Annotated in this window: 22 protein-coding genes, 2 tRNA genes and 1 pseudogene; 17 read left to right on the top strand and 8 right to left on the bottom strand. The window is 63.5% G+C overall.

Going from position 1 to position 25,521, the window contains the following annotated elements; genetic code table 11:
* The first annotated feature begins 20 nt into the window (after positions 1-20).
* The 4 genes from htpG to ESB00_RS04175 all read left to right on the top strand — a co-directional run bounded on the left by htpG (position 21) and on the right by ESB00_RS04175 (position 4,259).
* Positions 21-1,859, top strand: a complete 1,839-nt coding sequence (gene htpG, locus ESB00_RS04190) for a molecular chaperone HtpG (RefSeq protein ID WP_129046472.1) — start codon at positions 21-23, stop codon at positions 1,857-1,859.
* A 90-nt stretch (positions 1,860-1,949) separates the two neighbouring features.
* Entirely contained in the window at positions 1,950-2,213 is a 264-nt protein-coding gene (locus tag ESB00_RS04185) for a type II toxin-antitoxin system VapB family antitoxin (protein ID WP_164976026.1), read from the top strand.
* Complete coding sequence (locus tag ESB00_RS04180; protein WP_129046470.1) at positions 2,188-2,580, top strand: PIN domain-containing protein; 393 nt, start codon at positions 2,188-2,190, stop codon at positions 2,578-2,580. The genes ESB00_RS04185 and ESB00_RS04180 overlap by 26 nt, the downstream gene beginning before the upstream one ends.
* Before the next feature lie 59 nt (positions 2,581-2,639).
* Positions 2,640-4,259: a M28 family peptidase gene (locus ESB00_RS04175; protein WP_164976025.1), complete on the top strand. Its 1,620-nt coding sequence runs from the start codon at positions 2,640-2,642 to the stop codon at positions 4,257-4,259.
* Between the two features lie 54 nt (positions 4,260-4,313).
* Here the strand turns inward: ESB00_RS04175 and ESB00_RS04170 are convergent, their stop codons facing one another.
* The 3 genes and pseudogenes from ESB00_RS04170 to ESB00_RS19570 all read right to left on the bottom strand — a co-directional run bounded on the left by ESB00_RS04170 (position 4,314) and on the right by ESB00_RS19570 (position 8,999).
* Positions 4,314-6,422 carry a M3 family metallopeptidase gene (locus ESB00_RS04170; protein ID WP_164976024.1) on the bottom strand — a complete coding sequence of 703 codons (2,109 nt, stop codon included), beginning with the start codon at positions 6,420-6,422 and terminating at the stop codon, positions 4,314-4,316.
* A 91-nt stretch (positions 6,423-6,513) separates the two neighbouring features.
* Positions 6,514-8,628 carry a M3 family metallopeptidase gene (locus ESB00_RS04165; RefSeq protein ID WP_164976023.1) on the bottom strand — a complete coding sequence of 705 codons (2,115 nt, stop codon included), beginning with the start codon at positions 8,626-8,628 and terminating at the stop codon, positions 6,514-6,516.
* A gap of 281 nt (positions 8,629-8,909) precedes the next feature.
* A pseudogene (locus tag ESB00_RS19570) lies at positions 8,910-8,999 on the bottom strand.
* Between the two features lie 314 nt (positions 9,000-9,313).
* Between ESB00_RS19570 and ESB00_RS04160 the strand changes: the two are divergent.
* The 7 genes from ESB00_RS04160 to ESB00_RS04135 all read left to right on the top strand — a co-directional run bounded on the left by ESB00_RS04160 (position 9,314) and on the right by ESB00_RS04135 (position 14,573).
* Entirely contained in the window at positions 9,314-10,414 is a 1,101-nt protein-coding gene (locus ESB00_RS04160; protein WP_129046466.1) for a rolling circle replication-associated protein, read from the top strand.
* Between the two features lie 286 nt (positions 10,415-10,700).
* Positions 10,701-11,213 carry a hypothetical protein gene (locus ESB00_RS04155; protein WP_129046465.1) on the top strand — a complete coding sequence of 171 codons (513 nt, stop codon included), beginning with the start codon at positions 10,701-10,703 and terminating at the stop codon, positions 11,211-11,213.
* A 72-nt stretch (positions 11,214-11,285) separates the two neighbouring features.
* A complete protein-coding gene (locus tag ESB00_RS04150; protein WP_129046464.1) occupies positions 11,286-11,702 on the top strand; it encodes a hypothetical protein in 417 nt (138 codons plus the stop codon).
* A 455-nt stretch (positions 11,703-12,157) separates the two neighbouring features.
* Positions 12,158-12,514, top strand: coding sequence for a DUF2845 domain-containing protein (locus ESB00_RS04145; RefSeq protein WP_129046463.1), 357 nt, complete (start codon positions 12,158-12,160; stop codon positions 12,512-12,514).
* A gap of 148 nt (positions 12,515-12,662) precedes the next feature.
* Positions 12,663-13,148, top strand: a complete 486-nt coding sequence (locus ESB00_RS19565) for a hypothetical protein (protein WP_164976021.1) — start codon at positions 12,663-12,665, stop codon at positions 13,146-13,148.
* Positions 13,145-13,339 carry a helix-turn-helix domain-containing protein gene (locus ESB00_RS20220; protein WP_164976020.1) on the top strand — a complete coding sequence of 65 codons (195 nt, stop codon included), beginning with the start codon at positions 13,145-13,147 and terminating at the stop codon, positions 13,337-13,339. Before ESB00_RS19565 ends, ESB00_RS20220 begins: the two co-directional genes overlap by 4 nt.
* A 4-nt stretch (positions 13,340-13,343) precedes the next feature.
* Positions 13,344-14,573 carry a site-specific integrase gene (locus ESB00_RS04135; RefSeq protein WP_129046461.1) on the top strand — a complete coding sequence of 410 codons (1,230 nt, stop codon included), beginning with the start codon at positions 13,344-13,346 and terminating at the stop codon, positions 14,571-14,573.
* Here ESB00_RS04135 and ESB00_RS04130 read toward each other — a convergent pair.
* From ESB00_RS04130 to rpsB, 4 genes are all read right to left on the bottom strand, one after another.
* A tRNA-Ser gene (locus tag ESB00_RS04130) sits at positions 14,534-14,623 on the bottom strand. The genes ESB00_RS04135 and ESB00_RS04130 overlap by 40 nt on opposite strands.
* 75 nt (positions 14,624-14,698) lie before the next feature.
* On the bottom strand, positions 14,699-15,106 hold the full coding sequence (locus ESB00_RS04125) for a DUF983 domain-containing protein (protein WP_129046460.1): 408 nt from the start codon (positions 15,104-15,106) through the stop codon (positions 14,699-14,701).
* 157 nt (positions 15,107-15,263) lie between these two features.
* Positions 15,264-15,860 carry a translation elongation factor Ts gene (locus tag ESB00_RS04120; RefSeq protein WP_246026402.1) on the bottom strand — a complete coding sequence of 199 codons (597 nt, stop codon included), beginning with the start codon at positions 15,858-15,860 and terminating at the stop codon, positions 15,264-15,266.
* 23 nt (positions 15,861-15,883) lie between these two features.
* Positions 15,884-16,744: a 30S ribosomal protein S2 gene (rpsB, locus tag ESB00_RS04115; protein ID WP_129046459.1), complete on the bottom strand. Its 861-nt coding sequence runs from the start codon at positions 16,742-16,744 to the stop codon at positions 15,884-15,886.
* A 339-nt stretch (positions 16,745-17,083) separates the two neighbouring features.
* Between rpsB and ESB00_RS04110 the strand changes: the two genes are divergently transcribed.
* From ESB00_RS04110 to ESB00_RS04100, 3 genes are all read left to right on the top strand, one after another.
* Complete coding sequence (locus ESB00_RS04110; protein ID WP_129046458.1) at positions 17,084-18,211, top strand: ABC transporter permease; 1,128 nt, start codon at positions 17,084-17,086, stop codon at positions 18,209-18,211.
* Between the two features lie 46 nt (positions 18,212-18,257).
* On the top strand, positions 18,258-19,208 hold the full coding sequence (locus tag ESB00_RS04105; RefSeq protein WP_129046457.1) for a substrate-binding domain-containing protein: 951 nt from the start codon (positions 18,258-18,260) through the stop codon (positions 19,206-19,208).
* A 118-nt stretch (positions 19,209-19,326) separates the two neighbouring features.
* Positions 19,327-20,817, top strand: a complete 1,491-nt coding sequence (locus ESB00_RS04100) for a sugar ABC transporter ATP-binding protein (RefSeq protein ID WP_129046456.1) — start codon at positions 19,327-19,329, stop codon at positions 20,815-20,817.
* Positions 20,818-20,832: 15 nt separating this feature from the next.
* Here ESB00_RS04100 and ESB00_RS04095 read toward each other — a convergent pair whose 3' ends face one another.
* A complete protein-coding gene (locus ESB00_RS04095) occupies positions 20,833-21,735 on the bottom strand; it encodes a hypothetical protein (RefSeq protein WP_129046455.1) in 903 nt (300 codons plus the stop codon).
* A 128-nt stretch (positions 21,736-21,863) separates the two neighbouring features.
* Between ESB00_RS04095 and ESB00_RS04090 the strand changes: the two genes are divergently transcribed.
* The 3 genes from ESB00_RS04090 (at position 21,864) to ESB00_RS04080 (ending at position 25,521) form a co-directional block, all read left to right on the top strand.
* Positions 21,864-21,940 (top strand) — tRNA-Met (locus ESB00_RS04090).
* Positions 21,941-22,229: 289 nt separating this feature from the next.
* Positions 22,230-23,300, top strand: coding sequence for a formylglycine-generating enzyme family protein (locus ESB00_RS04085; protein ID WP_129046454.1), 1,071 nt, complete (start codon positions 22,230-22,232; stop codon positions 23,298-23,300).
* Between the two features lie 199 nt (positions 23,301-23,499).
* Positions 23,500-25,521: a secretin N-terminal domain-containing protein gene (locus ESB00_RS04080; RefSeq protein WP_129046453.1), complete on the top strand. Its 2,022-nt coding sequence runs from the start codon at positions 23,500-23,502 to the stop codon at positions 25,519-25,521.

Below are 25,521 nucleotides of genomic sequence, written 5' to 3'. Positions count from 1 at the left end.
CGTTCATCCGTCCAACCACCATGTCCACCACCACTCCGCAAAAATTCGAGTTCCAGGCCGAGATCAAGCAGCTGCTCGATATCGTCATCCACTCGCTCTACACGGAGAAGGAAATCTTCGTCCGTGAACTGGTTTCCAACGCCTCCGACGCGCTGGAAAAGCTGCGCCACACGCAGCTGACCGAGAAGGAGATCCACGACGACCTGCCGCTCGAGATCACGATCACGACCGACGAGACGGCCAAGACCATCACCATCCAGGACTACGGCATCGGCATGACCCGCGCCGAGCTGGTCCAGAACCTCGGCACCATCGCCCACTCCGGCTCCAAGCAGTTCCTCAAGGCCCTCGGCGAGGGCGGCGCCAAGAACTCCAACCTCATCGGCCAGTTCGGCGTCGGCTTCTACTCGGCCTTCATGGTCGCCAAATCCGTGAAGGTTTACTCGCACTCCTGGAAGAAGGAAGAGCCCGGCCACGTCTGGACCAGCGACGGCTCCGGCAGCTACACCGTCGAGGAGGCCGCCGACCAGCGCCGCGGCTGCAAGATCGTCATCGAGCTCAAGGACGACTGCGACGAGTTCGCCAAGGACTGGCGCATCAAGGAAATCCTCACCCGCTACAGCGCCTTCGTGGGTTTCCCGATCACGCTCAACGGCAAGAAATTCGAGACCGTCCAGGCGCTCTGGCTCCGCAGCAAGAACGAGATCAAGGACGAGGAATACACCGAGTTCTACAAGTTCCAGGCCCACGCGCACGACGAGCCGATGCTGCGCCTGCACTTCTCGGCCGATGCCCCGCTCGCCATCAACGCCCTGCTCTTCGTCCCCTCCGAGAACACCGAGCGCTATGGCTTCGCCCGTCTCGAGCCGTCCGTCGCCCTGCACTGCCGCAAGGTGCTCATCGACGCCAAGCCCAAGGACCTGCTCCCCGAGTGGCTCCGCTTCCTCAAGGGTGTCGTGGACAGCGAGGACCTCCCGCTGAACATCTCGCGCGAGACGATGCAGGACAAGGCCCTCATCGAGAAGCTGAACAAGGTCATCACGAAACGCTTCCTGAAGTTGCTCGACGAGGAGGCCACGCAGCGCCCCGACGCCTACGTGAAGTTCTACGGCGAGTTCGGCCTGTTCCTCAAGGAGGGCGCCGCGCTCGACTTCACCCACAAGGACCAGCTCGTGAAGCTCCTCCGCTTCGAGTCCTCGCTCACCGAAAAAACCAAGACGACCTCCCTCGCCGACTACGTCTCCCGCATGGGTGCCGAGCAGAAGGAAATTTATTTCCTCGTCGGCAAGGACCGCACCGCCATCGAGAGCGGCCCCTACCTCGAGGGCTTCAAGGCGCGCAACCTCGAGGTGCTCTTCTGCTACGAGCCGGTGGATGAATACGTCTTCAACAACGTCCGCGAGTTCGACGGCAAGAAGATCATCGCCGCCGACCACGGCGACGTGAAGCTCGCCGACATCCCGCAGCAGGGCGAGGCGCTGAGCGAGGCCGAGGTCAAGGACCTCACCAAGTGGCTCAAGGAAACCCTGGGGGAGCAGGTCGCCGAGGTGAAGAGTTCCGACCGCCTCGTGGACTCCCCCGCCCTCGCGACCAATGCCGACAAGTTCATGTCCGCCCACATGCGTCGCATGATGAAGGCCATGAACAAGGATGGTGCGGACACCCCGACCAAGGTGGACCTCGAGATCAACCCCCGCCATGCCGTGATCAAGAAGCTCGCCACCATGCGCACCACCGACGCCGACAAGGCCGAGCTGGTCGCGGAGCAGCTCCTCGACAACACCTTGATCGCCGCCGGCATGATGGAAGACCCGAGCCGCATGCTCGCCCGTCTTAACAAGCTGCTGGAAAGCGTTTAAAGTGCCTCACGGAAGAAAGTATGGCCATACGACCATACTTTCTTCTTGCTAGTATGGCAGCACAGCCATACCGGTGTCTTTGTTATGAAAATGACGATGCACATCGACGAGGACGTCTTGGACCGGGTCATGAAGGTGACCGGGGCCAAGACCAAGACCGAGGCGGTTCAGATCGCCCTCACCGAGATGGCCCGTCGGCACAAGCTGAAGGAGCTGTTCAGTCAGGGTCTCGGAATGACCCCGGAGCAACTCAAGGCCGAGTTCGCACCGACTGCGGCTGACGAATTCGACCGCCCCCTGCTCAACGTCGCGGAACCCAAGACTCCTTATGGCGAATCTGGTTCTGCCCGATAGCAGTTACTTCATCACCCGTGCGCGCGAAGGCGTGGATCCTTTTCAGGAACTTCGCGCGCACGCAGATGGGTGGGAGTTTGCCACCTGCGGCCTGGTGCTCATGGAAGTATGCCGCGGTCGTAGCGATGCTCATGTCTACAAGCGCTTCCGGGAACGCTTCGCGGTGATGATCTTCGTGCCGGCAACCAGTTCGACCTGGGAAAGAGCCACCCAGCTGGCATGGAGCCTGGATCGTCAGGGCATCGTGATTCCGGCCACCGATATCTTCATCGCCGCCTCCGCGCTTCAGGTCGGCGCCGCCGTGCTGACCTACGACGCCCACTTCCGCCAGATACCCGAGCTCACCGTGCTGGAATGTCTGGAATAGCCTCCGCACCCAGCCAGCTTGGCCTTGCCGGAAAACGTTCTTATGACACCGTCCGGCGCATGTGTCCTGCAGCTCGCTTTGCCGCCATTTTTGTCCTCCTGAACACTGCCGCCCTTTCCGCGGCGAATGAGGTCACCGCCACGCGCATCCGCGCGCACACCACTTTCCTCGCTGATGATCTGCTGGAAGGCCGGGGCGCCGGCACACGCGGTCACGAACTGGCGGCGCGCTACGTGGCCAGCCAGCTCGCCCGCCTCGGAATCGAGCCCGGCGCCGACGGCGGCATCTATGAACAACCGGTCAAGCTGGTCGAGTCCGCCAGCAATTACGCGGCCGCCCGCCTGGTGGTGCGCGCTGGCGACAAGGAAGACGCGCTCACGCCGGTGAATGACATGATGGTCACAATCGCCCCCGGACAGACGGCCGACGCCATCACCGCGACCGCGGTCTTTGTCGGCTTTGGCATCCGGGCCCCCGATCTCCAGCACGATGATTTCGCCGGCGTGGACCTCCAAGGGAAGATCGCCGTCATTCTCTCGGGCGCGCCGCAACGTTTCCCCAGCGAACAGCGCGCGCACCACGGCAACAGCGAGCAAAAGCGCACCCTGCTCGTCCAACACGGGGCGATCGGCGTGGTCACGATCATGACGCCCTGGGACGAGGTCCGCCGCCCCTGGGCCATGACCGTGGCGCTGAGTCGGTTTCCCAGCATGCGGTTGGTGGATGACGCGGGCGGTCTGGTGAACGGTTTCCCGCAACTGCGCGTGCTCGGCTCCGTGGGCAACGCCGCCGCCGGACGAGTCCTGATCGGCGCACCCAAAACACTCTCAGAAATCTTCGCCGCCGCCGAGCGCGGCGAACCGCAGAACTTCCCTCTCGGCGTCACGATCACCCTCGCCGGCGAAGCCACCCTCCGGCGCGTCGAATCGCTCAACGTGCTCGGCCGCCTGCCGGGCACCGACCCTGAGCTGGCCGGCCAGCCGCTCGTGATCACCGGGCACCTGGATCATCTCGGGATTGGCACTGCCGTGAATGGCGACACGATTTACAATGGCGCCGTGGACAACGCCCTGGGCATCGGCGTGCTGCTCCAAGTTGCGGAGGAACTCGCCACCGGCCCGCGTCCGCGCCGCCCCGTGCTCTTTGCCGCGGTCACCGGCGAGGAGAAGGGCCTGCTCGGCTCGCACCGCCTCGCGACCCATCCGCCCGCCTGGGTGCAACGCTGCGCCGCCAGCCTGAACATCGACATGCCTCTCCTGAGTGCTCCCGCCCGCGACCTGATTGCTTACGGTTACAGAAACTCCACCCTTGGCGCGGTCCTGGAAAAGGTCGCCGGCCGGCACGGGATGGTTGTCAGTCCCGATCCCGCCCCGGAGGAAGTCCGTTTTGTGCGCAGCGACCAGTATTCCTTCGTGCTCACCGGAGTCCCCGCCATGAAGGTCGATCCGGGTAAGCAAGCCGTGGATCCCGCTGTGGACCTCGTGGCCGCCGAGGTGGATTACCGGAAGAATCACTATCACAAGCCGTCCGATGAACTGGACCGGCCCATCGACTGGACGGCGGCCGCCCGCTACACCGCGCTGATGGCCGATCTTGCCCGCACCATTGCGAACGAACCCTCGGCACCCGCGTGGCTGCCCGGGGATTTCTTTGGCGAACTCTTCGGTCCCAAAAAATAACCCGGGGCGGGCGCCAAGCGCCTCGTCCCCGGGGAAGAATGGAGCCGACCGGCTTTACTCCTTGATGCCCACGTATTGGAGGAAGGCCTTCTGCGAGCGCGGACGGCCGAGGAATTTTTCGACGGATTCGGCAACATCACGGGTGTGGCCCGCCGCATAGACCTCGTCACGCAGACGGCGCCCGATTTTCTCATCGAGGTAACCGTTCGGAGCCGCCTCGAAGACACTCGCCATGTCGGCCGCCATGACCTTGGACCACAGGTAGCCATAATAACCGCCGTCGTAGCCGGTGAGATGGCCAAAGTAGGCCACGAACGCGGTGTCGGCCGCGGGAGGGATCGAAACACGCGCGCCGACCGCGTTGGTGAGCTCGACCACATCGGTCGTCCAGGCATCGCCCGGTGAGAGGGTGTGCAGTCCGAGATCCATGAGACCAAGCGAGAGCTGGCGACGATAGGCGACGCCCTCGGTGGCCTCGCGGGCGCGGATCATCGCTTCGATGGTCTCGGCCGGGATTTTCTTCGACGGATCGCGGTAGTCGGCGGCGAACGTGTCGAGCACGGCCTTGTTCCAGACCCAGTTCTCCAGCATCTGTGAAGGCGCCTCGATGAAATCCTTTGGCACGCCGGCGTAGTTGAAACTCGAGTACCGCGCCCGGCCGAGCAGGTTGTGCATCACGTGGCCGAACTCGTGGAAGAGGGTTTTGACGTTGTCGTGGGACAGCAGCGAGGGCTTGTCCGCGGTCGGCGGCGAAAAATTGCACAGCAGCACGGAGACCGGGAGCTGATAACCGCCATCGGGCAGCGTCCGGCCCAGATTCTGCCGGAAGTGGGCGAAGTGGTTGTATTTCCCCTCCCGCGGAAACATGTCGAGGTAGAAGGCGCCGATGGGTTCACCGCTGCCCGCATCGGCGGCGATCCACAGCTGCACGCCGGGCGCCCAAACGTAGGGCGGTTCGATCTGGGTGAACTTCAGTGCGAACACCTTCTCGTAGATCGCAAACATGCCGCGCAGCGTGGGCTCGTAGGCGAAGAACACGCGCAACGCCTCGGTATCGACCGCGTATTTTTCCTTCCGCAGCTTATTGGTGTAGTAAGCCGTGTCCCACGCCTCGATCCGGGCGTCGGCCTGGCCGGTGTGTGCGGCCTTGAGCTGACGCAGGGTTTCCACCTCCTCCACGAACTTCGGCTGCAGGCCCTTGACGAGATCCTCCTCGAACTTGAGCGCCACCGCCGCACTGCCCGTCATGCGGGTCTCGGTTCGGAAATCCGCCCACGTGGCGTAACCCAGCCGCCGGGCGATCTCGGCGCGCAGGGCGACGAGCTTGGCCAGGACCGGGATGTTTTTCTCCCGGGCCAGCTGGCCGCGGGCCACCGTCACCCGGCGGCGCACCTCGGCGTTGTCGGCGTTGTCCTGCACGGCGGCTACATGCCAGGTGATGTTCGCCATCACGCGGTAGCGGCCGTCGGGTTGCTTCACGCCGGGGCTGTTCAGCAGCGTGGCGGGCACGCCGGCCAACTCCTCCGCGGTGAAGTCGAGCGGCGCGCGCGCCTCGTTGATGTTCACGTCGAACTGGCGCTCCAGCTCGGACAGGCTCTTGCGCAACAGCTCGACCTGCTGCCGCTCGGCCGGCGGCAGGGCGAGACCCGCCCGCCGAAAGTCACGCAGCGTGAAATCGACCAGCCGCTGCTGCTGGGCGTCGAGCGCGGGCTTGGTGTCGGCCCAACGCTGCAACGCCCGGTAAAGATCCTCGCGATACTCCAGCGCGATGCCCCAGGCCTCGATGCGCTGCCCGGCGTCACGGGCGGTATCGCGCAAGCGCTTGTCCGGATGCGACTCGGCCAAGGTGCCGATGTGGTTGGCCCAGGTGCTCACGCGACCGGTGATTTCCTCAAAGGCGCCAAAGGTGCTCGCAAACGATGCCTTGCCCGCATCCTGCGACGCGAGGCCAAGCAGGGCCGCATCAGCCTCTGCCAGGGCGGCGGTCGTGCGGTTGCTGATTTCATCGGCGGTGCGCGGATAATCGGGCAGCTCGAGACGCAGCTTGCTGCGGGCCGCCTGGGCCTGGAAGTCGGCCAAGGTCGGCGCGGCGGCGGCTGAAAGCACGGTGGCGACAAGCGTGCTGACGACGAGGGCCGAGCAGAGGATAAGCGGGTGTTTCATGGAAAAGGCTTCGGATGGGTGAAATAAAAACCGCCACCCGCCGGTTGGAAGGGCAGGTGGCGGCAGGTTTAAGGTGAAACGGACATCGGCCTCACTGCTTGATGCCGACGTCCTCCAGGAATGGCTGCATGGAACGCGGACGACCGAGGAACACCTCGACCGAGTCGGCCACGTCACGCGTGTTGCCGGCACCGTAGATTTCATTGCGCAGGCGGCGACCGACCTGCTCGTCGAGGAAACCCTTGGGCGAGGCCTTGAAGACGCTGGCCATGTCCGCCGCGATGACCTCGGCCCACATGTAGCTGTAATAGCCGGCATCGTAGCCCGCGAGGTGCCCGATGTAGGCGCCCCAGAACGTATCGGCCGGGGTGGCGATGGTCACCCGCTCGGTGGTCTCGTTCACAATCTTCACGATGTCAGCCATCCAGGCCTCGTCGGCGGTCAGGGTGTGCAGGGCGAGGTCCAGCGAGCCGATCGCGAGCTGGCGCCGGGTGAAATAACCCTGGGTCGCCTGCCGGGCCGCCACCATCGCGTCGATGGTCGCCGCCGGAATTTTCTTGGAAGGATCGCGGTAGTCGGCGGCGAAGGTGTCGAGCACCGCCTTGTCCCAGACCCAGTATTCCAGCATCTGCGACGGGGCCTCGACGAAGTCCTGCGGCACGGCGAAGCCCGTCTGCGCGACGAAGCGCGAGCGGCTGAGCATACCGTGCATGACATGGCCGAACTCGTGGAAGAGCGTCTCCACGTCCGAGTGCTTGAGCAGCGACGGCTTGTCGGCCGAGGGCGCGGGGAAATTGCAGAGCAGCGCCGCGACCGGCAGGTCGTATTTGCCGTCGGCCATCACGCCGCCGACCTTCTGCGGGAAGCAGGCAAAGTGGTTGAACTTCCCGTCGCGCGGGAACATGTCGAGGTAGAAGGCCCCGATCGGCGTGCCCGTGTCGGCGTCGGCCACCATGTAAAGCTGGATGCCGGGCGCCCACGTGTAGGGTGCCTGCACTTCGGTGAACTTCAGCCCAAAGATCTTCTGGTAGATGGCGAACATGCCCTCGAGCGTCGCCTGATAGGGGAAATACACCCGCAGCGCCTCGGTATCGACGGAGTATTTCTCCTTCTTGAGGCGGTTGGTGTAGTAGGCGATGTCCGACAGCTCGAGCTTGGCATCGGCCTTGCCGGTGTGGGCGGCCTTGAGCTGGCGCAACTGCTCCATCTCGGCGTCGAACTTGGGCTGGAGTCCGGCGACCAGGTCGGCCTCGAACTTGGCGGCGGTGAGGCCGTTCTTGGCCATGCGCGTCTCGGTCTGGTAATCGGCCCACGAAGCATAACCGAGGCGGCGGGCAATGTCGGCGCGCAGCGCCACCAGCTTGCTGAGCAACGGCGTGTTCTTGTCGCGGGCGAGGTTGTAGCGCGCCGTCAGGACCTTGCGGCGAACGTCGGCGTTGTCCGCGCTTTCCGCAATCGCCTGATGATGCCAGGTGATGTTGGCCATGACGCGATAGCGGCCGTCCGGCTGCTTCACCCCGGGACTGTCGAGGAAGCTCTGCGGCACACCGGCCAGCTCCTCCGCGGTGAAATCGAGCGGGGCGCGCGCCTCGTTGATGTTGATGGCGAACTGGGTGTTCATCGCCGCGAGCACCTTGCGGAGGCGCTCAACCTCGCTCCGCTCGGTGGGGGAGAGACCGAGTCCGGCACGACGGTAGGCGCGCATCTGCTCGTCCACCAGCCGCTGGGACTGGGCGTCGAGCTTGGGTTTCGCGTCGGCCACGGCCTTGAGCGCCTGGTAGATGTCCTGACGGTAGTCGAGGCCCACGCTCCACTCCTGCAGTCGGACCGTGGTCTCGTTGGCCGTGTCGCGCATGGCCTGGTCGAGCGCCGACTCGGCGACGGTGGCAATGATCTGGTAGGTTTCGCCGACCCGGGCGGTGATGGCGTCGTAGGCGACGAAGGTGTTGGCGAACGTGAGCCTGGTCGGATCCTCGGCGGTCAGCTTGCCGAGTTCGGTTTCAGCCCGCTTGATGGCTTGGTCGGCCTGCGACTTGATTTGCTCCGGCGAGAGCGGGTATTCCGGCAGTGTGAGCGACTGGCCGGACTTGGCCGCGGCGGCCTGAAACTCGGCGATGGTTTTGGGAGTTGCCGCACCGGCCGTGAGCACGCTCACGAAAACCGAGACAACGAGGGTGAAGGCGCGAAACGCGCGGAACTTGTTCATGGGAGTAATAAGGGATGAAGACTTATGACACAGCATCCACGGCACAACCCCGAAACGACAAACTCCCTTGGATGAAAGGCTGGAGCGCAGGAGGACCGGCATCGCCTCAAGGATCAGGCTGGCCTGCCAGCCGTAGGCTCGGCGAAAGCTGGCGGAGGGGGTGGGATTGATTCGCTTCGCTCAGGGCTCCGCCCCAAAGCCTGCGCTTTGTCCATATCCATCCCTCGCAGCCGCTGAGCGTCTGTCCCGGCTTCGCCGGTTCGCCATGCGCCTGTAGCGCATGGCGGAGGGGGTGGGATTCGAACCCACCTGCCCTCTCTGCCAAGTTCCGAAACTCAACCTGTTTGCGAAGGTCCTCCCGTGGGACTTCCACAAACTGTGCCACAAAAACCGGGTGCGAATGGGGGCGAATTGTCCGAAATCGTCTCCATTTGGACAACGCTACCTGAAAACGTTCGCGCTGCGATTCTGACACTCGCGCGCGCGGCGAAAGGCAGCGATGCAAGCCGGGGCCCCGAGTAATTTGGGGGCTGGGGTGGAATCCACCCCAGTAAGCCGGGACACGGAAGTGCCCGGCGTAGCCCTCGTCAGTTTCTCCGACCGGAAGCCGGTCGGGTGGGATGCGCCGTCCGAGGGCTCCCGGCCGGTGCGCGCTCTGCCCAACCCCACCCCGTCAACAGCCCAAATGACGCCCGAAGGTCGGCAGGCCGCCCGCTCGCGGTTCATGTCCGCACTTACGGAATCCGTTGAACGCTCGCACACGGAAACGGCCCGGCCGGCCGCCGGACGCGGGCGCGAAGCGCCCGCGCCGGCGCCAGCCGGCCTTCCTTGTCAGAATAGTAACAATTCCGACAAGTCACCTCGCCGTTATCGCCTGAAGGCGGTCAAGGGACAGGAGGGCGTATTCACTGATCGCGATGGAAAGCGGCTTTGGGACCAACGCGACAAAGACACCCTGCACCGTTTCGGCATGCCTACAGGAGCGGAAGCGAAGTCTGCCTTTCATCTTCGCCTAAATGTCGCGTCGTTTATCCAGCACTGGGGCCGCAACCGTTGCCTGTTCTTTACCCTTACAGATGAAGCCAACCTGCACCCCACCCAGTTTGCCCGGAGTTGGAACAACTACCTGCGCCGTCGTGGCTCTTGGATTCTGAGCTTCATCCGCGTCCTGGAGCCGCAGAAACGGGGTAATCCGCATTACCACCTACTCGTTGCCGTAGAGTGGGACACCAAACCCGACGCATTTGATTGGAAGGCCTTCGACGAGTGCCAACGGGAGCGCCGCGAGAACGGCCGGACAGCTCGTTTCCGTGAACTCCGCGACCGCTACAAGGCCTCAGCCTCTCCTCGGCTCGTCGCGATGTGGTCTCTCTTGCGGAAGGTGCTCCCGAAATACGATCTCGGCCGCGCTGAGCTACTGCCTTTGCGGAAGGGCAAGGAGGCCGTCTCCGAATATATCGGCAAATACCTCGAGGCCGGTCTGGTCATCCGGAAGCACTCGTGGAAGGGCTGCCGGAGAGTCGAATTCGACCGGCGCAACAAGATTCACTGGCTCGCCTGCACACGCGTTTTCGCGTGGCATTCTCCCGGCATGACCGCATGGCGGCAGCGAATTGCCGAACTAGCTCGTGCAGTTGGCGCCACGGATATGCCAGCCATTGCCAGAAAGCTCGGGCGGAGTTGGGCGTATCACTTACGCTATTCCATTGTCAGCGCTTCAGCCGAAGAATGGACGGCTATGCTGAAAGTCCTAGCTCTGCGTGGAATGCTGCTTGCGCCGCACTAGCCAGCGGCGAAGTCGCTCGCAAACCTCTGTCATGCTATAGCGCGGCGAAATGGACATCAATTTGCCGTTTTGTCTTACGGCAAATCCTCTGCCAAGCATGTCAGGTATGAGTTCAATCTTGAGCGCCCTACCCGATACATTATCTTTGATTGATATTCGAAATTGCGCTTTTCTACGGGCCATGGGGAAGCGAAAAAGCTGCACCCGGACTTTCACAAGATCATTTCGCCAAAGAGATACTGTGTTTCTATCGTGAAACACCGAATGGCATATTAAACGTTAGCCGATGAAAGTTCGCCTGGCGCTGCTCACAATTTTAGCCGGTCTCCTCGCCGCTTGTGGTCGCTTCGAGGGCACTTTCAGCTTTCTCCGAGATGAGCCCGTGAAGGCAGACGTGCCAGGCACGTTCATCCTTGATCAGAGTTCCCAATCCGGAGCCATGCTTCGCTCGATGGGTTACACTGATCTGTCGGCTCGCATCACGCTGAAAGAAGATGGCACTTTCAGCATCTCCCAGATGCCTGATTGCTGGCTGACCGACTTCGCAGATTCGAAGGGCGGCTATGATGGATGCAGCGGCACATGGTCCATCTACAAGAGCTATTCGGTCTACACTATCTCCCTGAGTGTGGACCGTTGGGTGGAGGGCTCCACCTACGTTCGAGATAAGAAGAATTCCGGATTCGCCTATACTGCAGCGTTCACGCTCACGAAGGAGAAAGAGGGTTATGGACTGGCATTGCCCTTGGCCGCAGGCGATAAAGGCCATGTCTATTTCCGCCGTGAAAAAAGAGGCTAACCAAATGCCAGAGCCAATGCCGGGCCTGCGGCCCTTCATGGCTCTTCGCTGACGTTCGGCAAAAGATAACGTATGAACCCCGAAACAAAGCGCTCGCTCAAGAAAGAGGGTAAAGCGCTGGCTGCGCAGCGGTCTGCAGCATGGCAGGCGGCGCTCACGCGTGCGAATCCTGCGCCGATTGGCAGCGATGCGTGGATGCAAAATCACCTTCGAGCGCGTGTGAATGAAGCATGGTTTGCCGAGAAGCAGCGGGATCACATTTCTGCAATCGAAGCATCTTCGCGTTTTGTGCTCATTTCATCCGAGGAGACCGGACAGCCCGAGCCCTACGCGGAGTGCATGAGTTGCCATGACCTTTTATATTCGGCTCCGAAGAAGGCAGTAACCTGCACCTGTGGCTCGCTCAGCGTGTCGGCTGGTAAGCGCCCGCGCGTCAGTGCGCTCACTGAATTTCGCGCGGTTCGCTTAATTGGCAAGGGAATCGCATGAAAGAAAAGCCGAACCAATCGCCACAGACAACTCGGGCCTTCGGCCCTCGTGTCTGAGCTCAGACGTTCGCCGGAAGATGATGCCTGCTTTCCCAATACTTGCTGAGGTTGCCGATAAAGAGCCACCGGCATGGGCATTCGTTGTATGTGCCCTCGTCTGCATTCTCGCGTCGTGGCCATTGGTCCGCTGGAAGAAGTGGCTGGCGGTTGTCGCGGTGCCGTTGGCGCTCTTTTCCGCAGCGTTGTGCCTCGAAGAAGTAAGGAGCCCAGATGTAGGTCCGGCGATCGTCCGTGAGCTGGGATACTCGTATGTGGCCATCGCCTATCTATCGGCGTTAGCTCCGTTCGTCGTGATCATCACACTCCTCCTCCGGAAGAAGAGAGGCGAACCAGATGCCAGTGCCAATGTCGGGCCTGCGGCCCGCCATGGCACATCGTGAACGTTAGGCAAAAAAGATGAACTCCGACGCAGCAATAATTTGGATCGTTATCGGGTTGATCGTTGGCGTGATTATCATCGCCATGATCATGCAGGCTGCTGCGGCGGCAAAGGCCGAGGAGGAACGTCGGCAACGACTATACACGAGATATGGTAAGACCTCTCTAGCCGAAAAACTGATAGCCCGAACTATTTGGACGGGCGAGACGGCAGCACAGCTCAGGGATTCGTTGGGTCACCCCCTCGATGTTGACCAAAAGGTTCTAAAGACAAAAAAGAAAGAAGTCTGGAAATATAAAAAGACCGGCACCAATCGTTACGCTTTGAAGATCACGTTAGACGATGATGTAGTTGTGGGGTGGGATCAGAAATGAAAAATGAGCCTAACAAGGCAGTGGTGCGAAGCTGATTGCTTGTCACGGGTCGTGCTTACGCACGCTCCGCGCTAAGCAACCGTCTCGCTCACTTTTGTCGTTCACAAAAAATAGTTGACGCAGCGTTAACCGTCAGTTGGTTGATGTAATGTCAACCGACTTTCCCTTCGTCGTAGTCCCCCCAGAGCTGCACAAAGTTTTTGGCGAGCCCATCCCCGGCACGCACCTCTATCACAAAGAAGGTCCGCAAGAGGAAGCGGGCTACTGGTATGACGCCTTGTTTCCTGTGGTCGGCCAGTGCGTGTCACCCGGCGGCGTTTCAATGTATGCCCCGGTATCCCGTGCAGCTGTGCACAAGCGATTGAAAGAGGGAAAGCTCACGGGGTTTTTCTTTCACATTACCCACCGGAAGCGGAATTTCTTCGGGGTCGATCTCAGCACCCGTGAACTGGCTATTGGCTGCATTCCTATCAGTGAATGCAAGGCGTGGAAGGCAGAGCTGGAACAGCGGGCCATAGAACAAGGCGTCGTGACCGAAAAGGAGTTACGCGGCGACAAGCCGGACTGGCATGGCGACTTCCTAAATTGGAATTCACGCTGGGCCAAAGCCCAGAAAGCAAAGGCCAAGCAATGAACGCCCCAGCCCCACTCCCCAACGGCGACACGCTGCTTCGAATTAAGGAAGCCGCCGCTTGCCTGCGTTCGTGCGACAAAACCGTCCGTCGGCTCATCACCGAAGGGAAATTGCCCAGCATCAAAATTCGCGGCCTTCGCCTGATACGTGCAAGCGATCTCACCAAGTTGACCCAACCCCCAACACCCTAACCCCATGTATGTCTTCAAACCCAAAGGCAGCCGGTATTATCGGGGACGGTTTCGCCTCAGCAATGGCCCGCGTTGGTATGAGGTCGGCCTGCGTGTCGAACAGAAGGAACTAGCCGTCGCCAACCTGCAGAAACTCGTCCGCGAGAAAGAGCAGGAATTGCTCGGCTGGCTCCCTCCGAAGCCGCTGCGCGATGCGGCCCTGTCACCAATTGCCGAGCATCTCGCCGAATACGTCGCCGACCTGGCTGCGCAAGGCTCCTCGAAAAAGCACGTCGCCCTTTCGCGCAACCGGGTGCAACGCCTCTGCCACGAATGCGGCTGGCGTCTGCTCCGCGACATCACCCCGGACGGCTTCACCCGCTGGCGTGCACGCCAATCTTTCGCGCCGAAAACCTGCAATGAATACCTCGGCCTGACCTCCGCCTTTCTCAACTGGATGGAGAACGCCGGGCGCATCGCGAAAAACCCGCTGGCTACCGTCGGCAAATCGGAGACCCGTGGCCGAGAACGCCGCACGCGCCGTGCTCTCACGCTGGAACAGTTCACGTCGCTTGTTGCCGTGTCGGGCAAGCGCGGCCTCTTCTACACGCTGGCCGCATACACAGGCCTCCGCCGCAGCGAAGCCAAGGCGCTCTTGTGGTCGGACCTCCATCTCGACGCCGCACGCCCCTACGTGCTCGCCCGCGCCTCTACGACCAAGAACAAGAAGCAAGCCGCCCTGCCCCTCCTGCCCGAACTGGTCGAGATGCTCAAGGCACGGCAAGCCGCGGCCGGACCCGGTGACGGCAAAGTCTTTCCGCTTGGCGTCCCCACTGCCGCAACGCTGCGCAGTGATCTCGCCAAATGCGGAATTCCGGCCGTCGATGAGCAGGGCCGCCGGGTGGATATTCACGCGCTCAGAAAGACCTTTTGCTCCCTCCTACATGCCGCAGGAGTGCCCCAGCGCGTCGCGCAGGAACTCATGCGCCACAGCGAGCCGCGCCTGACCGCTACGGTTTACACCGATGCCGATTTGCTGCCGCTGCACTCGGAGGTCCACAAACTCGCCCGCCCGAAACTTCCACAAACTGTTACACAAAAAACCGGGATTTCGGGGGTTTTCGTGTCCAAAACTATCCAAACCGACCCCGCTTCTACTGACTCAGAAAGCCTTGAGGAGTCGCCGTTTGTCCCAACTTGTCCAAGTGCGGAAAGTGGCGGAGGGGGTGGGATTCGAACCCACGTTAGGGTTTAGCCTAAACCGCATTTCGAGTGCGGCGCGTTCAACCACTCTGCCACCCCTCCGTTTGCGAGGCGCTCAACGTAGGACGCGTCGCTCAAAACGGAAGCCGAAACTTTTCAAATCCCGGCCTGTAAAATTCAGATGTTCTCGTCCTCGCCCGCCTCCAGCTTGCCGCGGTTGGCCGGCAGATGCTGGGGCAAAAAGAAATAATAGAGCATCAGCTGCCAGCTCCGCGAGGAACGGTAGAGCAGCATCGGCACAACCAAGGATCCGCCGATGGCCAGGCCGACGGCCAGGCGCCCGCCAATCCAGCCGGCATACCAGATCAACAGCACCGGGAGGAGGAAACCCACCAACGTCACGCCATAGTTGAGCGACATGGCGCCGAGAAAAAAACCGTCGTCCTTCTCGAAGCGCAGGTGGCAGTCGGGACACTCGTCGTTGAGCTGGAAAAGTGCGCCCTCCTTGAAGAGGCGGCCACCGCCACAGTTGGGGCAACAGTGGGTGAGCCCGCGGGCGATGACCTGGCCTTGCGTGACTTTCATGGGTGCAGGCTAGCGCCATGGCCGCAAAACGGAAGACTGCTCTGCAAAGTAGGCATTCAGCCCATAGGCCCTATTAGCCCCATGGGGCCCATAGACTCAGAAACAAAAAGGCGCCCCCTCGCGGGAGCGCCTTTCGAAATCAGAACCGGTCACGGTCTCAGGCGCCGAGCTGGTAGCGGGTGAAGCGGCGAATGCCCATGTTCTCGCCCATCACGCCCACCTTCTCGGTGAGGAGATCCTTAATGGTCTTCTTGCCCTCGGGGTCCTTCACGAAGGGCTGGTCGAGGAGGCAAACCTGCGAGTAGAACTTCTCCAGCTTGCCCTCAACGATCTTCTGGATTGCGGCGGCGGGCTTGCCGGCCATCTGCGCGGCGGCGATATCGCGCTCCTTGGCCAGGTCGGCCTCGGGCACTTCCTCGCGGCGCACGTAGAGCGGGCTGGCAGCGGCGATCTGCAAACACACGTCTTGGCAGAAGGCCTTGAAGTCTTCGTTTTTGGCGACGAAGTCGGTCTCGCAGTTGACCTCCAGGAGCACGCCGACTTTGCCACCGACGTGGATGTAGGCGTGGACCAGGCCTTCCTTGGTGGCGCGGGAGGCGAGCTTGTCGATCTTGTTGCCGAGCTTCTTGCGGAGGATGGTGACGGCTTCCTCCATGTTGCCCTTGGCCTCATCGAGGGCCTTCTTGACGTCGAGCAGACCGGCTCCGGTTTTCTCCCGGAGCTCGCTGATCATGGCGGTGGTGACAGTGGACATGTTTGGTTAAGTTGTCGGATGGCTCAGACCTCGTCGGTGGTGACGGCGGACTTCTTGGTGGCGGAGCGGGCCGGGCGCTTCTTGGCGACGGGCTTCTCCTCGACCACTTCCTTGATGCCGGCCGGGATGGCGACCTTGTCGAGGTCGACCTCGCCGGTGGCGGCGGCGGCCTGGTTCTCGGCCGGGGTGGCGCGGCGGCTCTCGCGGTGGGCGAGGCCGGCCTGGATGGCGGCCACGATGGTCTCAACGATGATGCGCACCGACTTGGTGGCGTCGTCGTTGCCCGGGATCGGGTAGGTCAGGAGAGTCGGGTCGGAATTGGTGTCGACGAGACCGATGGACGGGATGCCCACGCGGGCGGCCTCGCGGACGGCGATCTCCTCGTAGCTGACGTCGATCACGAACATCGCGCGGGGCAGGCCGCTGATGCCGGCGATGCCGTCGAAGTTGCGGGTCATGCGGGCCATCTCGCGGCGGATGGCGGACTCTTCCTTGGAGGGGAGCTTGGCGAGGTCGCCGTTGGCGTCCATCGTCTGGTATTTCTTAAACTTCGCGAGGGACTTCTTGATGGTCTCGAAATTGGTGAGCGTGCCGCCCATCCAGCGGGTGGTCACGTAGGGCATGCCGGTGGCGGCGGCGGCCTCGCGGATGAGCTCCTGGGCCTGGCGCTTGGTGCCGACGAGCAGCACGTCGTCGCCGTGGGCAACGAGGTTCTCGATGAAGGCGCAGGCCTTCGCCAGCTGCGCGTGGGTCTTCTCGAGGTCGATGATGGTGATGCCCTGGCGGTGGTCGAACACGTAGGGCTTCGAGCGGGGGTTCCAGCGCTTGGTCTGGTGACCGAGGTGGACGCCGGCATCGAGGAGGTCTTTGGGAGTGACGTTCATGATCTATGTAGTTGCTACACAGGTCGGCCAAGTGGGCCGCCTTGCGATCGCAGTTTTTGCCGACGCTGCCATCCTGTAGGGCACCGCCAGCGAGTTTTGGTTTGGTTGTTTAAAGGAACAGGAAGGGCCGAAAACAGAGATTGGGACGGGGCATGGCAAGGGGATTCTCTGCGTGGGGGCCCTAATTTACCCGGCCTCGCCCCGGGCCAGCGCCACCCGGGCAGTCCTCGCCTAACTGACAAAATGGCCGGTATTTAGCCGGTCATCCCCGGTCTATAGGTTTGACGTAACCCGACCCGGAAGGTGCATTTTGGGGCGGTCCCCGGATCACCCCGCCCCATGCTTTCGCCCCTCCGTAACCTTTTCCGCTTTCAGGAAAGCGGTCTGCTGCTGGTCATCATCGTGCTGGGAATTCTGCTCACGGCCTTTGCCGGCACGGTGCGCACCCCGGTCTTCGAGATCGGCCCTGATGGTTCACGGCAGCGTGTGTTCACGACCAACGACGCCGGCGAACGTATCCCGGCCTTCGTCGAGAAAAACAAATTCCTCAACGCCCAAAACCTCGCCCAACTGGCCAAGGACACGAGCTTCATCGCCATCATGGCCGTGGGCATGTCCATCGTGATCATCGCCGGCGGCATCGACCTCTCGGTCGGCTCGATCTACGCGCTGGCCTCGGTGCTCGGAGCGCTGGCGTTTCAGCATTTCGGTCCGACCGGCGCGGCGGCGGGCACGGCGCCGTGGTTGGCCGTGACGCTCGGCGCACTCGCCTGTGTGGGCACCGCGGCAGCCTGCGGTCTGGCCAACGGCGGGCTGATCGTGGCGCTCCGCGTGCATCCGTTCATCATCACGCTCGGGGCGATGGCGATTTTGCGCGGTATCGCCTTCGTCGCCACCAAGGGCCAGTCCGTCGGTGGCTTCCCTCCCCTCTTCCGCGATCTGGTCCGTTGGGAAACCAGCGGCGGCCTCAGCCTCGTGCCGCTCGGCGTGATGCTCGTCGTGCTGGTTGTGGGGTGGATTTTCCTTTCGCGCCTCGCGGCCGGTCGCCGCGTCTATGCCATCGGCGGCAACGAGCTCGCGTCCCGCTTCAGCGGCATCCGCGTGGAGCGAGTGAAGCTCGGCGTCTATTTCCTGTCCGGCCTGTCCGCTGGTGTCGCCGCGCTCATCGCCCTCGGCTACTACGGCAGCGCCAGCTCCGGCGACGGCCAGGGCTACGAGCTCAACGTCATCGCCGCCGCCGTCGTGGGCGGGGCCAGCCTCACGGGCGGACGCGGCACCGCCCTCGGCGCGGTGCTCGGCGCGCTCATCATCCAGATGATTTCCAGCGGCATCGTCATCCTCGGCATCGACCAGAACTACAGCCAGATCATCATCGGCACCGTGGTCATTGCCGCCGTCGTGCTCGACAACTTCAACACCTGGCTCGCCAAGCGCCGGCTCACCCAGTCCTCCGCGGCGAAACATTGATCCGCCGGCCCGGTCGTTACGCTTTCAACCTCAACCACCCCAACTCATGAAACGTCTGCTCCTCCTCGCCGCTTCGCTGGCCGCCGCCCTCACGGGCTCCGCCGCCGAGCGCGAACTCATCATCGGCCTTGTCGCCAAGTCCCAGGGCAACCCGGTCTTCCAGGCCGCCCGCGTCGGTGCCGAGGACGCCGCCAAGGCCCTCAGCGCGAAGCACAAGATGAAGATCAAGATCGACTGGCGCACGCCCAACGAGGAGGACGCCCAGAAGCAGGCCGAGGCCATCGAGCAGCTCGTGCTCGCCGGCGCCGAGGGTATCGCCGTCAGCTGCTCCGACGCCAACAAGCTCACCGACGCCATCAACCGCGCCGTGGACAACGGCGTGCCGGTCGCGACCTTTGACTCCGACGCCCCGGCCTCCAAGCGTTTCGTCACCTACGGCGTGGACGACATTGAGTGCGGCAAGCAAACCATGGAGGAGCTCGCGAAGGTCATGGGCGGCAAGGGCATCGTCGCCATCCTCGCCGGCAACCAGAACGCCCCCAACCTCCAGCGCCGCGTGCAGGGCGCCAAGGAAGTCGCCGCCAAGTATCCCGGCATCACCATCCGCGACACTTATTACCACAAGGAGACCCCGCAGGACGCCGCCGCCAAGGTCGAGCAAGTCATGCAGGCCAATCCCGACATCACCGGCTGGGCCATGATCGGCGGCTGGCCGCTCTTCACCGAGAACGCCCTCAAGTGGCAGCCCGGCACCGTCGCCTGCGTCTCCGTGGACGCCCTCCCTGCTCAGCTCGCCTACATCCGCAGCGGGCACGTGCCCGTGCTCCTCGCCCAACAGTGCTACCAGTGGGGCTACCGCTCCACCGAGCTCCTCATCGCGAAGATCGTCGAGAAAAAGAATCCCCCGGCCGTGAAGGAGATCAGCGCCCTGATCCCCGTCACCAAGGACACCGTCGAGGAATTCGCCAAGAACTGGGACAAGTGGCTGCCGAAGTGATTCGCGCTCCGCGCGAATCACTCGTTGAAGTTGAAAGTTTAAGTTGAAGTAACCCGGAAGACCAACCGCGCCGCTCCGTGAACTTAAACTCTCAACTTAAACTTCAACCATCCCGCTGATGTCCTTCCTGACTTTCAGCGGGATCACCAAGCGCTTCCCCGGCGTGCTCGCACTCGACGGGGTTGGCTTCGCTGTCGAGCGCGGCACCTGCCACGCCCTCATCGGCGAGAACGGCGCGGGCAAGAGCACGCTCGGCAAGATCCTCGCCGGCGTGCACACCGCTGACGGCGGCGAGATCCGCCTCGAAGGCAAGGTCATCCACCCGACCGATCCGCTTACCGCGCGGGAACTCGGCATTGCGATGGTTCACCAGGAACTCGCGTTCTGCCCCAACCTGAGCGTCGCCGAGAACCTCTGCCTCGGCGACCTGCCCCGCCGCGCGGGTTTCGTCCAGCGCGGCGAGCTGCGGGCCCACGCGCGTGCCATGCTCGCCACCATCGGGGCCGACATTGATCCCGACGCCATCATCGGCACGCTCTCCACCGGCCGCGAACAACTCGTCCAGATCGCCGCCGCCGTGGGCACCGGCGCCAAGGTCATCGTCATGGACGAGCCCACCAGCTCCCTCTCCGCCGCCGAGACCGCCGACCTCTTCAAGCTCGTGCGCGAGCTGAAATCCCGCGGCATCACCCTCATCTATGTCTCGCACCGCCTTGAGGAACTCTTCGCGCTCTGCGACAACATCACCGTCCTGCGCGACGGCAAACACGTCGCCACCGAGAAGATCGCCGAGACCACGCCGCACCGCGTCGTCACCCAGATGATCGGTCGCGAGCTGCTCATCGCCACGCCCAATCACCTCGCCCGCGAACCTGGCGCAGAGCGGTTGCGCATCGAGGGCCTCTCCTCGCCCGGACAATTTTCCGACATCAACCTTTGCGTTCGCGCCGGCGAGATCGTCGGCCTCGCCGGCATCGTCGGCGCCGGCCGCAGCGAGACCGTGCAGGCCGTGTTCGGCCTCGACCTGCAGGCCAGCGGCAAGGTCACCGTCAACGGCAAGCCGCTACCGCTCGGTTCCGTGGACGCCGCGCTCGCCGCCGGGGTCGGCCTCGTGCCCGAGGACCGCAAGCGCCAGGGCCTCGTGCTCGGACTCAACTGCCGCGAGAACACCGCCCTCGCCGCCCTGCCCGCGCTGAGCCGCCTCGGTTGGATCCACCGCGCCAACGAGCGATCGCTCGCCGCGAAATACACGCAGCGCCTGCGCGTGAAGGCGCCCTCGCTCGAATCCATCACCGCCGGCCTCAGCGGCGGCAACCAGCAGAAGATCGCCCTCGCCAAGTGGCTCGCCCGCTCCTGCGACGTGCTGCTCATCGACGAACCCACGCGCGGCGTGGACGTCGGCGCCAAGGCCGAGATCTACCAGCTGCTCGACGAACTCGCCTGCGAGGGCAAAGCCCTGCTGGTCGTCTCCTCCGAATTGCCCGAACTCATCGGCCTCTGCCGCCGCATCCTCGTGATGCGCGAAGGCCGCCTCGCCGGCGAAGTACAGCGCGCCGACTTCAGCGAAGCCGCCCTCATGCGCCTCATGGCCGGCGTCGCCGCCGCCTGAGCCGTTTCTGGCTTTTCAGAAAAGCGTCTTCAGTGTCTTTGCCGTCGGTGCGTTCTTCGCCTCGCGCAGCAGCCAGGTCTCGGTGTGCTTGAGGGTCTGCTGGGGCTTGAGTGTGGTGAGCGGACTCATCGTCTCCATCTCGACCATGAAATTTTTGGGCCCGACGTAAAACGCGAGGTTGGTGCCGAGTGGGTAGTTGCCGTCGGGCTGGTAGGCCGCGTGGATGGCAAAGAGCACCTTCCGCGCAGGGTCATGCATCGCGACGATGCCAGGGTCCGCCTTCACCATCCGTTTGTTCTCACGGCCCGCAGGATTCAGCACGAGCGCATCATCCGTGAGGCGGAACTGGTCGTCGCCAAAACCCGCGCCACCGTGCCCGCCGCCCCAGGTGCGGAAGGCGACCATCGTCGCATAATCCCAGGAGCTGCCGTCGCCGAGCGGCATCTGGTAGGTGGTGCCGGCGATAGGAAGGGTGCACGTCAGTCCCCACAGGCCGCCGCTCCAGAGCATGTCACTGTGGTTGGTGACAAAATGCTCGATCTCGATCCGGTCGGCCGCGCGCACGGTAAACTTCACCCCCCGCTGCGTGCGATGAATCGGATCAACCGGGGCGGAGACGGTGAAGCCCTTCGCGAAGGTCTCCACGGTGCAGGCCTGGTTGTCAGTAGCGTAAGTTTCCTCGGCCTCGTCGGCTCCGGGGCGCGCCACCCACAGGCGATGGCCACCCATCAGGTCCCATTTGCCCCGCAGGTATTTTCCGGGCGCCCACATGAGCAGGTTGGGACCGTCGCCCCGGGTCAGCACCGCGATGCGCGGGCCCTTGGCGGTAATGACAACCAGCCGGAGCTCGGTGGTGCGGATTTCCATGGCGGCCAGACCGCCGAACTTGGTGCGCTTGATGGAGAGCTTGGAACTCATGGGGCGAGAAGTCCGAAGAAGGTGAGCCGGAACCGTTGCCGGCGCCAGCCGGATTCGCAACTTACACGAGTTGAGAAAAACCCGTTGACAGGGGCAGGCTCGGTCCGCACTTATGCACCTCCCTTTGTTGCAGGGTGGAGCAGCCTGGTAGCTCGTCAGGCTCATAACCTGAAGGTCGTTGGTTCAAATCCAACCCCTGCACCCAATTTGAAAGGCCGCCCACTGCTCGGGCGGCCTTTTTGCTGTTCGTGAGGGATTCGATATACCCGATGATGCTGGACGGTCCAATGACACGGACTATTTTCAACGCACTCTCCCCGTTTGGGTGAATCGGTGATTTTCCGTCGTCATGGCGGAGTTTTGGCCTCACGTGATTTCACGCCGCAAAACCACCCCACCCTTCCGGCTTAGCCGGGCGGCAACAATATGAGCGCTTAGCCGGGCGGCAACGGAGTGCTTGCCAACCCGGCGATCCTTCAGCGCAGGATGATTCCATGAGCACTGTGGCCATGCGTATTCGAGCCTTAGGCCTGGACGTGCTGTGCATCCTCGCGGCGGCCAACGCGTTTGGCGACTTCGGCCCGACGCAGGAAAACACCGGCCCGGTCCCGGCCCATGCGCCGGCCGGCATGGTGTGGATTCCGGGCGGGGAATTTTCGATGGGCTGCAAGGACCCGCGCGGCGATCTCTGCGGCGGCAACGAGCCGATGACCGATGCGCGCCCCATCCACCGCGTGCGCGTGGACGCCTTCTGGATGGACCGCACCGAGGTAACCAACGCGGAGTTCGCCCGCTTCGTCGAGGCGACCGGGTATGTGACGGTCGCGGAGCGTCCGCTGCGCCCCGAGGATTTCCCGGGCGTGCCGCGCGACAAGCTCGTTCCCGGCTCGGTTGTGTTCACCCCGCCCGACCACGCCGTGCAGCTCACGAACGCCCTGCGCTGGTGGAGCTACGTGCCCGGCGCCAACTGGCGCCACCCGACCGGACCGGAGAGCAATCTCGCAGGTCGCGAAAATCATCCGGTGGTGCACATCGCCCACGAGGACGCCGAAACCTACGCGCGCTGGGCCGGCAAGCGCCTGCCGACCGAGGCGGAATGGGAATTCGCCGCCCGCGGCGGCCGGGCCGGCGAAGCCTACCCGTGGGGCAACGAACTCACCCCGGGCGGCCGGTGGCTGGCCAACATCTGGGAAGGCGGATTCCCGCACGCCAACTCGAAGGCCGACGGCTTCGCCGACACCGCCCCGGTCGCCTCGTTTCCCGCCAACGGCTACGGCCTGCACGACGTCGCCGGCAATGTCTGGGAATGGTGTAGCGACTGGTATCGGCCCGACGCCTATGCGCAGCAGGCGCGCCCCGATTCCGCCGTGACCAATCCGGCCGGCCCCGCGCAGGCCGACAGTTTCGACCCGCAGGAGCCGGGCCTCGCCAAACGCGTCCAGCGGGGCGGTTCCTACCTTTGCACCGACCTCTACTGCACCCGCTATATGCTGGGCACCCGCGGCAAAGGTGCGCCCGACACGGGCAGCAACCATCTGGGCTTCCGCTGCGTCCGCTCCCCCTGAAAGGGTCGAGGGTCCCGGAGCAGGGCAGCCGTTGGCATCCTTGGTGGCAAAATTGTTACCTAACCCCGGCTGCTGCCGTCTTTTGGACACGACCGACGGCTGGAGGCCCGGCTTGCCAACACGGCACAGAGCCGCTTTCAAGGTGTCGGACCTTGGCCAAGTCCCTCCTCCCTCTTCCACCCGGGCTCTCCGGGCACCCATGAAATCACCCCACTTCCGCCTTTCCCTGTCCGCGTTGCTGCTTGGTGGCCTGCTCACCCCGCTCTTTTCCCAAGCCCAACCCGGCCCCGCATCCGCCCCGGCGGCTACTTCCGGCCCGATGGTTGGCCCCATCATGCTGCGCGATGAGAGCATCGACCAGGTGTTGGCGCTGATCGAGCGCTGGACCGGCCGCACCGTGCTCCGTCCGAACACGATGCCGGCCGCCACGATCACCCTGACTCTGCGCGAGAGCGTCACCCAGGCCGAGGCCGTCCAAGCCGTCGAAACCCTCCTCAACCTCAACGGCATCGCGCTCACCCCGCTCGGCACCCGCTTCCTGAAGGCCACCCCGCTCGCCCTGGCCAAGTCCGAGGCCCCCGAGTTCATCGAGGGTTCCACCCTCGGTCTCACCCCCAGCGGCCGCATCGCCAGCAAGCTCTTCCAGCTGACTTTCCTCCGCATCGGCGAGTTCATGCCGCAGGTGACCGCCCTCCTCAATCCCGCCGGCGGCAGCGCCCCCATCGTCTTCGAGAAGGCCAACGCCGCCCTGATCACCGACTCCGTCAGCAACCTCCAGCGCATCGAGACGCTCGTCGCCCGGCTCGACCAGCCGATCCTGTCCTCCGTCCAACCGAAGTTCTACCCGCTCACCTTCGCCAAGGCCAGCGACGTGGTGAACAAGATCCGCGCCCTCTTCTCCGGTCCGCTGCAAAGCCAGATCGGCACCGCGACGACCTTCAACGCCGACGACCGCACCAACCAGATCATCCTCGTCTCCGACCCACGCCAGCACGGTTTCTTTGACGAGCTGATCGGCAAACTCGACGTCAAATCCGACCCGAACACCCGCAACGAGGTCATCTACCTCAAGCACGCGGTCGCCAAGGACGTCGCCCAGATCCTCAGCCAGCTGGTGAGCGGCCAGAACAACGCCGCCCGCTCCGCCGGCACCGATGCCTCCCGCCCGCTCACCGGCGCCGCGCAGGCGCCGGGTGCGCAGCCGGCACCGGCCGCGCCGACCCCGGCCCCCGTGGCCGTCACCGCCAACACCGTCAATCTCTCCTCGCTGGGCCTCGAGGCCGGTTCCTCCAACCAGTTCAGCTCGCTGCTCACCATCCTCTCCGAGGAGCGCAGCAACTCGATCGTGGTCTCGGGCACGGTGGACGACGTGCGCCTCATCAACGAGCTCGTCACCAAGATCGACGTGCTGCTCGCCCAGGTGCGGATCGAGGTCGTCATCGCCGAGGTCACCCTCAACGACAACGCCAGCTCCGGCATCAGCGAGCTCGGCCTTCAGGTCACCGACGGCAAGCTCGTGGGCTTTAGTTCCGCCGGCGCCGGCTACAACATCAGCAACGCCACCTTCTCGGCCGGCACCACTGACCTGACGGCCGCCATCGGCCTCTCGACCACTCCGCGCAAGACCAACGCCGTGATCCTTTCGCAGCCCAACATCATGACCACCCATAACCGCAAGGGTGAGATCTTCGTGGGCGAGTCCCGCCCGACCATCAGCAGCTACATCAACGACAACACCACGACGGCCGGCGGCGTCGGCGGCTACCGCAGCACGGTGGGCCAGCAGGAAATCGGCATCGAGCTCATCGTCACGCCGCTCATCGGCACCGACGGCTCGGTCCAGCTCGAGATTGAGCAGAACGTGGACGACGTGCTCGGTGAAATCGAGATCGACGGCAACCCGCAGCCCCGCGTCGGCAAGCGCAACACCAAGTCGTTTGTCAGCGCCCGCAGCGGCGAGATCATCGTGGTGGGCGGCCTGCAACGCACTTCCCAGACCAAGCGCACCAACCGGCTCGGGCCCATCCCGATCCTCGGCGACCTCTTCGGCAGCCGCACCCGGGAGAACGCCCGCACCGACCTCGTGTTTTTCCTGCGCCCGACCGTGCTGACCAACACCTCCGCCGACGGCGCCGCCGCCATCGAACAGGTGGAAAAATTCCCCAAGGCCCAGCGCGAAAAGGTCCGGGAAGCCCTCGACCTCAGCCCGCCCAAGTCGTGA

It is taken from the genome of Oleiharenicola lentus (assembly GCF_004118375.1).
Classification (GTDB): domain Bacteria; phylum Verrucomicrobiota; class Verrucomicrobiia; order Opitutales; family Opitutaceae; genus Lacunisphaera; species Lacunisphaera lenta.
Note: the sequence above shows the minus strand (reverse complement) of the source record. Positions and strands in the feature narration are given on the sequence as shown.

Excerpts from the sequence above, each read along its gene's own strand:
- htpG (WP_129046472.1), top strand. The coding sequence starts at position 21 with ATGTCCACCACCACTCCGCAAAAATTCGAGTTCCAGGCCGAGATCAAG.
- ESB00_RS04185 (WP_164976026.1), top strand. The coding sequence starts at position 1,950 with ATGACGATGCACATCGACGAGGACGTCTTGGACCGGGTCATGAAGGTG.
- ESB00_RS04180 (WP_129046470.1), top strand. The coding sequence starts at position 2,188 with ATGGCGAATCTGGTTCTGCCCGATAGCAGTTACTTCATCACCCGTGCG.
- ESB00_RS04175 (WP_164976025.1), top strand. The coding sequence starts at position 2,640 with ATGTGTCCTGCAGCTCGCTTTGCCGCCATTTTTGTCCTCCTGAACACT.
- ESB00_RS04170 (WP_164976024.1), bottom strand. The coding sequence starts at position 6,422 with ATGAAACACCCGCTTATCCTCTGCTCGGCCCTCGTCGTCAGCACGCTT.
- ESB00_RS04165 (WP_164976023.1), bottom strand. The coding sequence starts at position 8,628 with ATGAACAAGTTCCGCGCGTTTCGCGCCTTCACCCTCGTTGTCTCGGTT.
- ESB00_RS04160 (WP_129046466.1), top strand. The coding sequence starts at position 9,314 with ATGACGCCCGAAGGTCGGCAGGCCGCCCGCTCGCGGTTCATGTCCGCA.
- ESB00_RS04155 (WP_129046465.1), top strand. The coding sequence starts at position 10,701 with ATGAAAGTTCGCCTGGCGCTGCTCACAATTTTAGCCGGTCTCCTCGCC.
- ESB00_RS04150 (WP_129046464.1), top strand. The coding sequence starts at position 11,286 with ATGAACCCCGAAACAAAGCGCTCGCTCAAGAAAGAGGGTAAAGCGCTG.
- ESB00_RS04145 (WP_129046463.1), top strand. The coding sequence starts at position 12,158 with ATGAACTCCGACGCAGCAATAATTTGGATCGTTATCGGGTTGATCGTT.
- ESB00_RS19565 (WP_164976021.1), top strand. The coding sequence starts at position 12,663 with ATGTCAACCGACTTTCCCTTCGTCGTAGTCCCCCCAGAGCTGCACAAA.
- ESB00_RS20220 (WP_164976020.1), top strand. The coding sequence starts at position 13,145 with ATGAACGCCCCAGCCCCACTCCCCAACGGCGACACGCTGCTTCGAATT.
- ESB00_RS04135 (WP_129046461.1), top strand. The coding sequence starts at position 13,344 with ATGTATGTCTTCAAACCCAAAGGCAGCCGGTATTATCGGGGACGGTTT.
- ESB00_RS04125 (WP_129046460.1), bottom strand. The coding sequence starts at position 15,106 with ATGAAAGTCACGCAAGGCCAGGTCATCGCCCGCGGGCTCACCCACTGT.
- ESB00_RS04120 (WP_246026402.1), bottom strand. The coding sequence starts at position 15,860 with ATGTCCACTGTCACCACCGCCATGATCAGCGAGCTCCGGGAGAAAACC.
- rpsB (WP_129046459.1), bottom strand. The coding sequence starts at position 16,744 with ATGAACGTCACTCCCAAAGACCTCCTCGATGCCGGCGTCCACCTCGGT.
- ESB00_RS04110 (WP_129046458.1), top strand. The coding sequence starts at position 17,084 with ATGCTTTCGCCCCTCCGTAACCTTTTCCGCTTTCAGGAAAGCGGTCTG.
- ESB00_RS04105 (WP_129046457.1), top strand. The coding sequence starts at position 18,258 with ATGAAACGTCTGCTCCTCCTCGCCGCTTCGCTGGCCGCCGCCCTCACG.
- ESB00_RS04100 (WP_129046456.1), top strand. The coding sequence starts at position 19,327 with ATGTCCTTCCTGACTTTCAGCGGGATCACCAAGCGCTTCCCCGGCGTG.
- ESB00_RS04095 (WP_129046455.1), bottom strand. The coding sequence starts at position 21,735 with ATGAGTTCCAAGCTCTCCATCAAGCGCACCAAGTTCGGCGGTCTGGCC.
- ESB00_RS04085 (WP_129046454.1), top strand. The coding sequence starts at position 22,230 with ATGAGCACTGTGGCCATGCGTATTCGAGCCTTAGGCCTGGACGTGCTG.
- ESB00_RS04080 (WP_129046453.1), top strand. The coding sequence starts at position 23,500 with ATGAAATCACCCCACTTCCGCCTTTCCCTGTCCGCGTTGCTGCTTGGT.